This window comes from Acinetobacter brisouii (assembly GCF_008993995.1).
Classification (GTDB): Bacteria; Pseudomonadota; Gammaproteobacteria; order Pseudomonadales; family Moraxellaceae; genus Acinetobacter; species Acinetobacter brisouii_A.
Genome location: NZ_BKNN01000063.1, coordinates 1 through 14,536 on the forward strand (window position 1 = coordinate 1; position 14,536 = coordinate 14,536).

Sequence of the window (14,536 nt, forward strand, 5' to 3'; positions counted from 1 at the left end):
TGAAATTCATGCACGTGTAGCAGTCCTCAACAGATTTACGGAATTAGGTCGACCACTTACCCAAGTTACGCCTTAAATTTGGCTCAATTAGGGGGCTTTGTATTTCAAATCTTTGTGCAACAAAGCCATGCACATTTAAAATATTTCCCAGATAATAGTAATGTGGCGTTGCAGATACTAGTAAGGTATTTTTTTCATATCGTTTACGCATGTTCTTATTGGCTATCAACTCTGCAAATAGCAAATTAAAAATCTCCATACCAATATATTCATGGTATTCATCAAATACCACATGTGCATCCATAAAAGGTAACAGACTATTTACATTTGTATGCGAGACAATTGAGCCTAAAATTTGGTCTATTGTGGTGACAACAACATCACCTGAAAAGGGTGCTGGCTCATTTTTGATCTTACCATTCTCATTTATGTATTTAAATTCGCCTGTCAAAATCTCAACTTTGGCATCAGGCAAATAATCCTGTGTTAATTCTTCAAAAATCCCTTGGCAAACTTGCACACGTGGGCAAACCCAGATAATTTTCTTAGCATCTTTCAATCTTGCCCATTCCAAAGCAATTTTAGTTTTACCACAACCCGCGGGACCAGCAAGTACAGCTATATCTCGCAAATCTGCAAGCTCTTGTGCAACCTGATTTTGCTTTTGTGTTCTTTCACTATTAGGAAATTTATGTACTATATTTTTTAAATGTTCGGCTAAATCCGATAAAATTTCTTGATCATCTAACAATTCATCTAGCCGTTTCTCAGCAATATAATCCATTAAATCTTGGGCTGATAATTTTGAAATCAAACGATCTGTGCTAATCACACAAGCACGCAACAAATTATGATGTGCATTAGTTTGAGTTTTTCCAGTTAATACATCAGTAGAATCTGTACTTGCATACGATTTAAATTCAGGAAAGTTTCGACTTTTAAAACTATATTCAAAATTCTCAATGAGTGTAGTGAGATCTTCATCATTCCAAGGCAAATGTTTTTCAATTAAATCAATTTCATTAAAATGTTGAGCAATTCCATTTATACGTCTAAGAATATGTGTACCATTTTTGACTAAAATCGAAAATTGCTCAGTATTGATATTTTTAATTAGATATTCATAAGCTTTATAGCTACCTATAAAATCATCATTTTGACGGTAGGGCTTAGCGTGATGCCAATATAAAATATGCTGAATACTTTCTTTCTGACGATTATTTAGACTGTTACATTGCTGCTCTAACAAATTAAATATTAATAATGAAATTTCATTATGACGTGGATGCTTATCAAAACTAAATTTTCCTTTTTCGATATGCTGTCCATCATCAATATCATCGGATTGTTTTGCTTTTTTTACCCAATCTTGAAAATGTGGGTCTAATTTTCCCAAATCATGTAAACATCCTGCTAAAAATGCAACTTTAGATAAATTTTCATATTCATCATTATCGACAACTTTTTTAAACAGTTGCTGTGCTAAATAACCAATTGCAAATGAATGCTCTGCTAATGGTTGTAACTGTGTATTTGCATAAAATTCGTCTTTCTTTGCTTTCATTGTCATCACATCCATAAATACTTCTTTTTGCGTACTATTCACAGGAACAATACCCTGTGCATTAAACTTATTTCGATTGCCCACAACCCAAAGTAACTCACTACGCCGCCGACCACGAATCCAGTGACAACTCACTGCGGTACTTTTGGTGACAGTTTTACGCAGCAGTTTTTTAACTGCGATTAGCCCCTCTTCGGTAATGACTGTTTGCCAAGTGTTATCCCCGATTCGATCAGCGAAAGCATCGAGTACACGGCGAGTGCGTGGAATGGCTTTCTTTTCACATTGAGAAATAAAGGTCACGATCATGCTTGCTCTCCATCATCAGACAAAGCGCGCTGTAAGGCTTTTTCTTTGACTTGATCAAACATAAAATCTAAACATTTATGCTCGGTAAACTTCTGTAAAACCTGCTGACGAAACTCTTGTTCTGTCATTTTTTCTTTGGCACAGATAAATGCCCAAGGCAATACAATCGCATCTTTAATTAAGTCTGCAACATCAAATACTAAAGCTCCACGACGGGTTTTGCCATGCATCACCGCAAAGCTATGAGAAATCCCCAATACCCAAAGCGTGGTTGCCGCCAACCCATAAGCCAAATAATTTCCATGATTGAGAAAATCATTGGCTAAATCACCTTCTTCGGGATTACGCTCAAAACCAAGTTTGCAACGTGTTGCCGCACTTTTATAAAGCTGTTTGGTGGTCTGAGCTTCGACAAGTAATAAGTCACCGACTTTTTCTTGATGTGGAATTTTCTTTTCAAACTGAGCAAGGGCTTGTTCGATATCCAGATCATCAAGATAAAACCCTTCTGCTTGTAACTCTCGATCTTTTGCCCAAACTTTACGAATATATGCAATCCGTGCCTGTTGAAACTGCTTCGCCACTTGCAAACGTTTCGCTTCATCAAACCAAAACTGCATCCAGCCTTGCATATATTCCGTTGGGCGATATTCACTTTGTGGAGTCATCCATTCAATTTCACTGCCCATAAATAAAGGCGTTCCACCACCGCCTGTAAAACCCACTAGCACCCCTGCACTGGCAAGCATACGCATGGCGGCTTGGGTAATGGATGTGCCTGTACCCAGTAAAATCACCGTGGTATTAGCAATCGGAATATTCCAGTAATAATTTTCATTTTTAGCTTCAGTCAGATAAAGCACCCGACCATCTTTTTGCATGACCCGACAATGTTCTAAATAATATAAGTTGGCGCGTTTTGAATGAAGAATTGCTTTTAAATCTGAAGGGTTAAGTTGCTGCATTTATATTTTATCTTTTTAGTCATTTATGACATGAAGTATAGTTAATTTTGATTAAAAAGCCAATTTCGTCGCACTTTTAAGCGACATCAAATGTCGTATCTTTTCTAAATTTCGATAAAAATTTATATTCACATTCAAATAAATAAAATTTCAATCAGTTACAAAAACCAAGCTTTTTTACCCTTATTTTTCAGCATAACTTCAACATTTTTTACCATTCATTTAAGTAATATAAATAAATATATGAATTTGTTTCACTTTAATAAAACATTATAAGAAAAAATAAGTATGGATCGCTGTATCTGCAAGGCACTTATTTTCTCTTATTATGCTGAAACAGTTCTTGCCCACCATTATTTTTAAAAGCGCATGCTTTTAATGACTGATTGTATAAGGAATATTATGCGTAAATTAAGAAAAAGACCTCAACCTCTACAAATCGATGACATCAATATCATTGATCAGCAAAAAACTAAAAAAGCAATTACTGCCGCAGCTATTGGTAATGCGATTGAGTGGTTTGATTTTGGTGTTTATGGTTTTGTTGCATTTGCACTAGGTAAAGTCTTTTTCCCTCACGCATCTCCTAGTCTTCAAATGATTGCAGCCCTAGCGACATTCTCTATTCCTTTTATTTTCCGCCCTTTAGGTGGTTTATTCTTTGGGGTCTTGGGAGATAAATATGGTCGACAAAAGGTATTGGCGATCACCATTATTATTATGTCTTTAAGCACATTTGCGATTGGACTCATTCCAAGTTATGCCAGTATTGGGCTTTGGGCACCTGTGCTTTTATTTATTGTCAAAATTGCACAAGGTTTTTCAGTTGGAGGAGAATATGCGGGTGCGAGTATCTTTGTTGCCGAATATTCACCTGACCGTAAACGTGGATTTATGGGAAGTTGGTTAGATTTTGGCTCAATTGCAGGCTTTGTCCTTGGAGCAGGCTTAGTTTCTTTCATTACTTTTTTGGTCGGTGAAAGTCAATTTTTAGAATGGGGCTGGCGATTACCTTTCTTTTTAGCACTGCCTTTAGGGATTATTGGTTTATATTTACGCCATGCGCTTGATGAAACCCCTACATTTCAACAACATACTGAGCTAGAAGAAAAACCACAAAAAATAAGTTTTAAACAAATTTTTCAGCAACATTCGCGTAGTTTATTGCTGTGTATGGGTTTAGTGATCTGTACCAACGTCAGCTATTATATGCTACTTACCTATTTACCAAGTTACTTTACACATAACTTAGGCTATTCTGAAAGTCATGGTGTGCTGATTATTATTGCCGTGATGATTGGCATGCTGTTTGTACAACCACTGATTGGTTGGTTAAGTGATCGCTGGGGACGCCGCCCATTTATTTTTATGGGTAGTTTAATGTTGATTGGACTGTCTTATCCTGCTTTTTTATTCTTAAATAGCCATGTGACTGCACTGGTTTTTTGGGGATTATTGATTTTAGCGCTTTCTTTAAACATGCTGATTGGCGTTATGGCATCGACGTTACCTGCCCTGTTTCCTACCGCAATCCGTTATAGTGCGCTTGCCAGTGCCTTTAATATTTCTGTAGTTATTGCAGGTTTAACACCCACGCTGACCGCTGCTTTGGTTGAAACTACACATAACTTGATGATGCCTGCTTATTATTTGATGATTTGTGGTGCAATCGGTTTAATTACCGCATTTTATTTAAAAGAAACAGCCAATAAACCGCTCACAGGGGCAGCACCTCTAGCAACTGATGAAGAGGAAGCACAAGAGTTACTTGAACAATTCCATGATCATATCGAACAAAAAATTGATGTTCTTGATCAGAAAATTGAACATTTACAGCGTAAACGACAAAATCTTGCCGATCAACACCCTGAAATCAAATAAATAGCGTCTATTTTAAAAATGCCTGCTACATTGCAGGCATTTTTAAATCAAATACTTAACTGGTCTGTCATGTAGGAAAAACTGCATAACACTGCAGAATCTTTTAAGATCGTATTGTATTCTTCCACAAATTAATCATCATTTTGAATGCAACAATATCAATAAAAAACTGTTGACTCATATCACTGATTCAACAGGTATAGGTTTTAGCCTACATCAAATACAGGAATGACTTTGACAATAATGGTTTGAGATTCTTCAAATTCATCAAAAATTTGCTTGCGTGTTAATTCTTTAGATTTCACTTTAAACTGTAAGTTTTGAAATTGAATATGGCTAGGGATACGCTCAAAGTAATCACCTGTTTCCTCAATTTCTTCCTCAAAAAGTGGGCGGCCTAATTGGTAGTCTTTACTTTTTAAAGCAATATATTTCACTGTGGTTTTCATGCGATGTCACCCTTTTTCTCTAGGCTTTATTTTTGTTTTAACAGGTTTAAAAGCGAAAGGGAACGCTATTTATGTATAAACTGCCTGAATAAACAACAACTAAAAAAATAGCCCCACCGAAGTGAAGCTATTGCTCTTTTGACTATTGTTTAGGGTGCAATCGGTGTAAATGGCGCGACCACATCAGCATTTTGCGCACGATGACGCATAAAATGATCCATCAACACAATGGCAAGCATCGCTTCTGCAATCGGGGCAGCGCGTACGCCTACGCAAGGATCATGACGACCTTTCGTCAATACATCAGCATCTTGACCATTGATATCAATGGTTTTTCCAGATGTGGTAATACTGGCTGTCGGTTTAAGTGCAATCGCAACACGAATGTCCTGACCACTTGAAATCCCACCTAAAATACCGCCTGCATGATTTGCCAAGAAGCCTTGTGAAGTCAGTTCGTCACGGGTTTCATGACCAAACTGTCCTGCGACTGCAAAACCGTCACCAATCTCTACGCCTTTCACCGCATTGATGCTCATCATGGCATGTGCGATGTCGGCATCCAAACGGTCAAATACTGGCTCACCCCAACCCACAGGCACATTTTCAGCCAAGATTTCGAGCTTGGCGCCACAGCTTGTGCCCTGCTCACGCAAGGAAGTTACCAGTTGCTCAAAACGAGGAACGGCATCGACATCACCACAGAAAAATGGGTTGTTTGGAACTTCATTCCAGTCCAGTTTTTCCGCAACTTCTGTCCCGATTTGGGTCACATGTCCACGAATGACAATGCCAAATTTTTCAGCGAGGTATTTTTTCGCAATCGCCCCTGCTGCCACACGCATAGCAGTTTCACGCGCACTTGAACGACCACCGCCACGGTAGTCGCGGAAACCGTATTTATGTGTGTAAGTATAGTCTGCATGTCCCGGGCGGAAAGTCTGCGCGATATTGCCATAATCTTTTGATTTTTGATCCGTATTACGAATCAACAAACCAATCGGTGTGCCTGTGGTTTTACCTTCAAACACACCAGAGATAATTTCAACTTGGTCAGGTTCTTTACGTTGCGTCGCAAATTTTGATGTGCCCGGTTTACGGCGATCGAGATCTTTTTGTAAATCTGCTTCAACCAATTCAAGACCCGGAGGAACGCCATCGACAATTGCCATTAAGCCGACACCATGTGACTCACCACAGGTGGTTACACGAAAAAGTTGCCCAATACTATTTCCTGCCATAATGACAATTCCTTATGCATTTACTGAATCTTGAAATAATTGTTGATATTGACGGCATTGTGCAGCAGTCAAAGCAAAAATACCTGAACCACCTTTTTGGAATTTTAACCAATGGAAGTCAACTGTATTAAAGTTTTGGCGCATTGCCCACTCAGAGTTACCCACTTCAATCACGATCAGACCATCTTCAGTCAAATAATCTGCGGCTTGTGCCAACATTTTACGAACCAAGTCTAAACCGTCCTGACCTGCTGCCAGTGCCAATTCTGGTTCATGTAAAAATTCTTCAGGTAAATCTGCCATGTCTTCAGCATCGACATAGGGTGGGTTACTGACGATCAAATCATATTGATTTTCAGCAGGAATTTTTGAGAATAAGTCTGACTCTAACAATGCAACCTGATATTGCATATTGTGGTGTTCAGTGTTGATTGCTGCCACTTCAAGTGCTTCACGTGAAATATCTGTCGCATCAACTTCAGCTTCTGGGTAAGCGTATGCAAGTGCAATCGCAATACACGCCGAACCTGTACACATATCTAAAATACGGCGTGGAGTTTGTGGATTTGTATTTTCAGGAAGCTCATTTAACGCTTCGCGCATTTGTCCATTTTCATCTAAACAGTAAGGTGCAAAGCGTTGCTCGATGAGTTCTGCAACGGGTGAACGTGGAATTAAGACACGCTCATCAACATAGAATGGTTTATTGCAGAAATAAGCAAGGTTCAGTAAGTAAGAGGTTGGAACGCGTTCATTGATACGGCGCTCTAAAAGGCTTAAAAATTCTGCTTTTTCGCTTGGTAAGAGTTTTGCATCGAGAATTTCGTTATCGGCTGCCCAGTCTAAAGACAAGGTTTGTAATACCAACGCTGAGCTTTCTGCAAAAAAGTCTTCTGTGCCTTGCCCTAAATGAGCATCGTATTGACGCAGTGCTGTGACCCCAAAGCGAATAAAATCACGAATCGTGCTTAAGTTTTCAGCCGCTTCATTTAAACTTTCAGGGCTAATCGTCAATCGCTCCACTCAGAACTCCAAATCTATAAATTTATATGCTCGGTATTCTACCCTGTTTTAGCGTGATTTTTAATGCTTATAGCGTCTTTGGGCAAATGATCCTCTCGATCAATGTAAATTTTATGTATTTTTTAATTTGACAGATCATGACTTTTGACCCAATATTTTTAGACTCTTTAACAGTTTAATAAAATCAAATAGTTATAACTCGGCTAAAAAATTTGGGTCTTTTGGGATTTTTTATATTTAAGCCTTTGTTATTTCTATTTTTATGATAATATTTTTACTGTTCACTGCCATGTAGGCAGCTTAGAAAAGTAAGCTGGCTTGTGCGTCCACTTTTTCGGTGTTCACTGCCATGTAGGCAGCTTAGAAACAAGAGTTACTGAAGCAAAATAGCCTTTACACGTTCACTGCCATGTAGGCAGCTTAGAAAAATCTTTGTAACTGTTAAGACGGTTGGCTTTTTGTTCACTGCCATGTAGGCAGCTTAGAAAAAAATAATCTTTGATCGTGCTTGCTCTCTGATGTTCACTGCCATGTAGGCAGCTTAGAAAAATAAATAAGGTTAAAATTAACATAGTTACAAGTTCACTGCCATGTAGGCAGCTTAGAAATTATGAACATGGAAAGGTCGCAGAAAAAGGAGTGTTCACTGCCATGTAGGCAGCTTAGAAAATCCAAGAAAGTAAACAAGGTCAGGGAGTAATGTTCACTGCCATGTAGGCAGCTTAGAAAATTAAACCAATAACGATTATCAAGACTGCATAGTTCACTGCCATGTAGGCAGCTTAGAAAAATGATGATTTGATTTTCTGTCGTCATTCGTCAGTTCACTGCCATGTAGGCAGCTTAGAAAATATTGGTCATAGAAGTAAGCGTAGTATTCAGGTTCACTGCCATGTAGGCAGCTTAGAAAATTCATTAAAAACCCCGAAATAACATCAATGAGTTCACTGCCATGTAGGCAGCTTAGAAATATAGACAATCGAATCAGATAAAACCCAAATTGTTCACTGCCATGTAGGCAGCTTAGAAAACAATAAAATGCAATATTCACGGATACTTTAAGTTCACTGCCATGTAGGCAGCTTAGAAACGTATTACTAACGGGGGTAACACCCGCCCATTGTTCACTGCCATGTAGGCAGCTTAGAAATGTTCAGAATAAGCAGGATGTTCGTGCGCTTCGTTCACTGCCATGTAGGCAGCTTAGAAAGCTCGTGTTTTAACTGATCAATTGGATGCTAGTTCACTGCCATGTAGGCAGCTTAGAAAAGCATGCCACTGGTGACAGCTCGACTAAATTCGTTCACTGCCATGTAGGCAGCTTAGAAAGACATGATCAAAACACTCGACTGGGACGAATACGTTCACTGCCATGTAGGCAGCTTAGAAAACGCCAAGCAGGTGTGTGCGTTACTGGTTTATGTTCACTGCCATGTAGGCAGCTTAGAAAATTTCCCCATAAACCTTTATTCGGATCATAAGGTTCACTGCCATGTAGGCAGCTTAGAAAATTGGGCAGATCACGCCAATCAAAAGGATTATGTTCACTGCCATGTAGGCAGCTTAGAAATGACAAAATTAATTTAGATAACTTGCTGACCTGTTCACTGCCATGTAGGCAGCTTAGAAACACGACAAGGCATCCAAGTCACAGGTAAATACGTTCACTGCCATGTAGGCAGCTTAGAAAAACCATTTTTGATATTAATCATTTGGTTAGCCGTTCACTGCCATGTAGGCAGCTTAGAAAAGTAATCCCAAATCGGAAAGCCTGATTCACCCGTTCACTGCCATGTAGGCAGCTTAGAAAAATAAAAAAGCCCTGTGTAGGGCTAGTTTAGCAGTTCACTGCCATGTAGGCAGCTTAGAAACGATACTGAACTAATATCAATCCGATTGTCATGTTCACTGCCATGTAGGCAGCTTAGAAATTTTAAATATCCAAACTTAATTTCTTTTAGAAGTTCACTGCCATGTAGGCAGCTTAGAAAAAACAGTTCGAGAGATGGCAATAGCAATATCTGTTCACTGCCATGTAGGCAGCTTAGAAACAAAGATTATGGATGCTAAAATCATTTTGGTTGTTCACTGCCATGTAGGCAGCTTAGAAAAGTAGTTTTGCGGTATGTTCTGCTTCTAGCTTGTTCACTGCCATGTAGGCAGCTTAGAAAATACGGCTGCTATCTCCACAAAAATGGGTATCGTTCACTGCCATGTAGGCAGCTTAGAAATCCAAGAGCGCGGTATTACAAACGACACGACGGTTCACTGCCATGTAGGCAGCTTAGAAAAACAGAGGCGGAAGCTATTAGACAAAAAAATAGTTCACTGCCATGTAGGCAGCTTAGAAATTACCTTTCCCAAGATCCTGCACACGGACAATGTTCACTGCCATGTAGGCAGCTTAGAAATCTGTGTGAGCCAACAATGATAATTGAGTACGGTTCACTGCCATGTAGGCAGCTTAGAAATGATGACTGGCGTGATTGTGAAGAATACAGCTGTTCACTGCCATGTAGGCAGCTTAGAAATCTAAAAATAATAAAATCAGACATTTCTATTTGTTCACTGCCATGTAGGCAGCTTAGAAAAATCACGTAATTTAAAGGGAGCTTGTAGTCAGGTTCACTGCCATGTAGGCAGCTTAGAAAACTGATCCTCATAATCTTTCAAATCCTTCTGCGTTCACTGCCATGTAGGCAGCTTAGAAATAATGGGTATGATGCAAATAGTAATGGTGACTGTTCACTGCCATGTAGGCAGCTTAGAAATGACAAAACTTTTTCTTTGTCTGACGAATCAGGTTCACTGCCATGTAGGCAGCTTAGAAAAGTTTGGAACGCGCTTACCAATGTGTCATATCGTTCACTGCCATGTAGGCAGCTTAGAAAGCAGGACAAGGTTTGGCAAGTGGCGTTAGCAAGTTCACTGCCATGTAGGCAGCTTAGAAAACAGATGGCAGTCCGTGGGCTTTGAATCCTGTGTTCACTGCCATGTAGGCAGCTTAGAAACCTTGAGCTTTCCACCAATCCATAGCCTGCTTGTTCACTGCCATGTAGGCAGCTTAGAAATTCCGATGTTCTAGGTCTTATTTCATTATTAAGTTCACTGCCATGTAGGCAGCTTAGAAAAATCTTTTTTAGCGCCACGAGTCCAAAAAAGTGTTCACTGCCATGTAGGCAGCTTAGAAATACTTGATAAGGAACAAACAAAAGAACATGGTGTTCACTGCCATGTAGGCAGCTTAGAAAATTCTAAAAACCTCGTTACTAGTAGTAACAATGTTCACTGCCATGTAGGCAGCTTAGAAAAGTTTCTCAAGCAATGTACACCCCTGCTCAGAGTTCACTGCCATGTAGGCAGCTTAGAAAATTCGGGATGCTCTGTATCTATAGTGATAGATGTTCACTGCCATGTAGGCAGCTTAGAAAACGCGAGTGTGCAGTGTTAGTAATACTGCACATGTTCACTGCCATGTAGGCAGCTTAGAAAAATTCAAAAATGCGTCTTCAGTTTGTTGCTGAGTTCACTGCCATGTAGGCAGCTTAGAAATAGAATGAACAGTGTATGACATTGAAAGGATCGTTCACTGCCATGTAGGCAGCTTAGAAAGTGATCCATTAAATCGATTGCTTAAGATTGTTGTTCACTGCCATGTAGGCAGCTTAGAAATTAGCGTTATTTTCAACTACCCATTCAGGAAGGTTCACTGCCATGTAGGCAGCTTAGAAATGATAGAGAATATCAGCCAAAACTTACAAACAGTTCACTGCCATGTAGGCAGCTTAGAAAACTTCGCTACGCTTGCTATAGAATAATGTACGGTTCACTGCCATGTAGGCAGCTTAGAAAAACACCAGTCGAGTCATATTGAATATAGGCATGTTCACTGCCATGTAGGCAGCTTAGAAATAAAATTTATTTTAAATATGATGAGATCAACTGTTCACTGCCATGTAGGCAGCTTAGAAAACGTTATCTCGATATTCCAAAAATTGATGTCGGTTCACTGCCATGTAGGCAGCTTAGAAAATCGGAGCTAAGTTTTTCTCGCCCCTTATACTGTTCACTGCCATGTAGGCAGCTTAGAAACGTTTTGCAAGTCAGAACAAACATAAGTCGTCGTTCACTGCCATGTAGGCAGCTTAGAAAATCTTATCAATATATCTATCAAAATAATTCTAGTTCACTGCCATGTAGGCAGCTTAGAAAAGTTGTCAATGTTAAGGCTGTTAAAGGTGATTGTTCACTGCCATGTAGGCAGCTTAGAAATTATACTGCAAAAAATCAAATTGTTGTGCTTCGTTCACTGCCATGTAGGCAGCTTAGAAAAAGCGAATCAGGTGCAGCAAGTGAAACGCAGAGTTCACTGCCATGTAGGCAGCTTAGAAACCATGGTTCCCGCACGTTCTTGATCTCGAACGCGTTCACTGCCATGTAGGCAGCTTAGAAAATTGGTGGTTACATCCGTTTGAACCTTATCACGTTCACTGCCATGTAGGCAGCTTAGAAATGCTCAGCGATGGTTTTAGTGGCATTGGAATAGTTCACTGCCATGTAGGCAGCTTAGAAATGTTTTTGGTTTGGTTGTTTTCCATAGCCACCGTTCACTGCCATGTAGGCAGCTTAGAAAAAGAAGTCATAGCTTCGCCAAATTCCCAAACTGTTCACTGCCATGTAGGCAGCTTAGAAATTGTGGGTTGCTGCGGGCACTCCGATGCCTGTGTTCACTGCCATGTAGGCAGCTTAGAAAATCATAAAGAGCTTGTCCATTAACTTAGCGACGTTCACTGCCATGTAGGCAGCTTAGAAATGAAGTTCGTGATTCATTACCAAATAATTTGAGTTCACTGCCATGTAGGCAGCTTAGAAAACACAGACCAATGCCGCTCTAAGAACCAATCAGTTCACTGCCATGTAGGCAGCTTAGAAATTGGTGATATACTTTAATTTCTTGCTGTATTTGTTCACTGCCATGTAGGCAGCTTAGAAATTGCAAAACTGGTGCATTCGATGCACCACTATGTTCACTGCCATGTAGGCAGCTTAGAAATTATGACTATTTTACTTCACATTCTGTTTCTTGTTCACTGCCATGTAGGCAGCTTAGAAATGAAGCACTCACATCGGTAACAGGGATTTCCGGTTCACTGCCATGTAGGCAGCTTAGAAATTGAGCATCAAAAGACATAACAAGACCAGATAGTTCACTGCCATGTAGGCAGCTTAGAAATAGAATATATATCTAAATTAGAAATGAGTGATGTTCACTGCCATGTAGGCAGCTTAGAAATACGGAGCGAATCCAAGCCATAACATCAAATTGTTCACTGCCATGTAGGCAGCTTAGAAAGTTCAACTGCTCAATCAGTAGAACAAATCTATGTTCACTGCCATGTAGGCAGCTTAGAAATCAGAGGGTGTTAATACTTGCCATACAATTGACTTCACTGCCATATAGGCAGCTTAGAAAACTTGGAGTGACAACAAGCTGAATCTTTGTTTGTTCACTGCCATGTAGGCAGCTTAGAAATCTGCCGTGTCTATATCCCAATTAGATGCAACGTTCACTGCCATGTAGGCAGCTTAGAAATCAAACAAATTATTCTCAGTCTGTTAGTTATAGTTCACTGCCATGTAGGCAGCTTAGAAACATAACCCCCACGGAACCCAGTAACTTGTAAAGTTCACTGCCATGTAGGCAGCTTAGAAAATTCGATATTTTGAGAAGTTATTCTGAAAATGGTTCACTGCCATGTAGGCAGCTTAGAAAAATGTCTAAAATATCCTCTTTTTTCTTAATTAGTTCACTGCCATGTAGGCAGCTTAGAAAAATCACACATAATTATTCTGCATCCGATTCAAGTTCACTGCCATGTAGGCAGCTTAGAAATTGTCGATATTGCCTGACTGAAAAGCCACAACGTTCACTGCCATGTAGGCAGCTTAGAAAAACACATGAAGAACAACAGGCAGCCAAGTCGTGTTCACTGCCATGTAGGCAGCTTAGAAAATTGATAAGTCGCATCATCAAGATTGGCTTTAGTTCACTGCCATGTAGGCAGCTTAGAAAGATTGATGTCACTAATAATGGCGCTATTCAGGAGTTCACTGCCATGTAGGCAGCTTAGAAATATCTGATTTTTCAGAAAAAGATCAAAAATGGGTTCACTGCCATGTAGGCAGCTTAGAAATTAATTATCAAGAAAAGCAAAAAGCAAAATTTGTTCACTGCCATGTAGGCAGCTTAGAAATCTACACAATTTACAGGATTTCTATGTCCAATGTTCACTGCCATGTAGGCAGCTTAGAAAGTCCTGGTCAATATGGTAATGGCAGTCGCTATGTTCACTGCCATGTAGGCAGCTTAGAAAGTTAATCGCCTTGCTATTCATACGATCAAACAGTTCACTGCCATGTAGGCAGCTTAGAAAATTTTGATCGCAAGTGCAGACATAACACCGCCGTTCACTGCCATGTAGGCAGCTTAGAAAAGTAAAGGGTTACAGCGTGTTCATGAATTTATGTTCACTGCCATGTAGGCAGCTTAGAAAACTCTGCGCCATAACCGCGCTGATGTGCTGTAGTTCACTGCCATGTAGGCAGCTTAGAAAATTGAATAATGAGTGCTAGATCAGGCACAAGTGTTCACTGCCATGTAGGCAGCTTAGAAACTAAGACCCAAAAAAGCCCACCGAAGTGAGCTGTTCACTGCCATGTAGGCAGCTTAGAAAACCAATGTAAGAACCAACAGCATTTTGAGCTTGTTCACTGCCATGTAGGCAGCTTAGAAAGTGCAAAAGCAATGCTCGACCAATATCCAAAAGTTCACTGCCATGTAGGCAGCTTAGAAAAGACACGAGCAGCATCCATCCCGAATTTACGTGTTCACTGCCATGTAGGCAGCTTAGAAATGCGTTCTTCACGTATCAAACTGGAGCAGGATGTTCACTGCCATGTAGGCAGCTTAGAAAGGGATGATGTGTGCTGAATTAGCAGGAGACTTTCACTTGGGAGATTCTAGGCAGCTAACCGATAAAAGTCTTCTGCCATTTGATTTGGTGTCTTAAAATCCAAGCCTTTTTGAATTCTTCGTTGATTATA

5 protein-coding genes, 1 pseudogene and 1 CRISPR repeat array are annotated in these 14,536 nt (G+C 39.8%); of the genes and pseudogenes, 1 reads left to right on the forward strand and 5 read right to left on the reverse strand.

Annotation, left to right across the window (positions count from 1 at the left end; all coding sequences use genetic code 11):
* Positions 1–130: 130 nt before the first annotated feature.
* Together GBN19_RS12690 and cas1f are read right to left on the reverse strand one after the other, a co-directional pair.
* Positions 131–1,873: pseudogene (locus tag GBN19_RS12690) on the reverse strand (CRISPR-associated endonuclease Cas3''); the annotation flags it as partial.
* Positions 1,870–2,838 carry a type I-F CRISPR-associated endonuclease Cas1f gene (cas1f, locus tag GBN19_RS12695; RefSeq protein ID WP_151710230.1) on the reverse strand — a complete coding sequence of 323 codons (969 nt, stop codon included), beginning with the start codon at positions 2,836–2,838 and terminating at the stop codon, positions 1,870–1,872. The gene cas1f and the pseudogene GBN19_RS12690, both read right to left, overlap by 4 nt.
* A gap of 402 nt (positions 2,839–3,240) precedes the next feature.
* Here cas1f and proP point away from each other — a divergent pair, with 402 nt between their 5' ends.
* A complete protein-coding gene (proP, locus tag GBN19_RS12700) occupies positions 3,241–4,719 on the forward strand; it encodes a glycine betaine/L-proline transporter ProP (protein ID WP_151778396.1) in 1,479 nt (492 codons plus the stop codon).
* Between the two features lie 206 nt (positions 4,720–4,925).
* On the opposite strand, the gene GBN19_RS12705 is transcribed toward proP, so the two are convergent.
* The 3 genes from GBN19_RS12705 to prmB form a co-directional block, all read right to left on the reverse strand.
* Positions 4,926–5,168: a hypothetical protein gene (locus GBN19_RS12705; RefSeq protein WP_151710228.1), complete on the reverse strand. Its 243-nt coding sequence runs from the start codon at positions 5,166–5,168 to the stop codon at positions 4,926–4,928.
* 149 nt (positions 5,169–5,317) lie between these two features.
* A complete protein-coding gene (gene aroC, locus GBN19_RS12710) occupies positions 5,318–6,409 on the reverse strand; it encodes a chorismate synthase (RefSeq protein ID WP_151710227.1) in 1,092 nt (363 codons plus the stop codon).
* Between the two features lie 12 nt (positions 6,410–6,421).
* A complete protein-coding gene (gene prmB / locus GBN19_RS12715; RefSeq protein ID WP_151710226.1) occupies positions 6,422–7,432 on the reverse strand; it encodes a 50S ribosomal protein L3 N(5)-glutamine methyltransferase in 1,011 nt (336 codons plus the stop codon).
* A gap of 279 nt (positions 7,433–7,711) precedes the next feature.
* A CRISPR array of direct repeats spans positions 7,712–14,406; the repeat unit is 28 nt; unit sequence GTTCACTGCCATGTAGGCAGCTTAGAAA.
* Positions 14,407–14,536 lie beyond the last annotated feature (130 nt).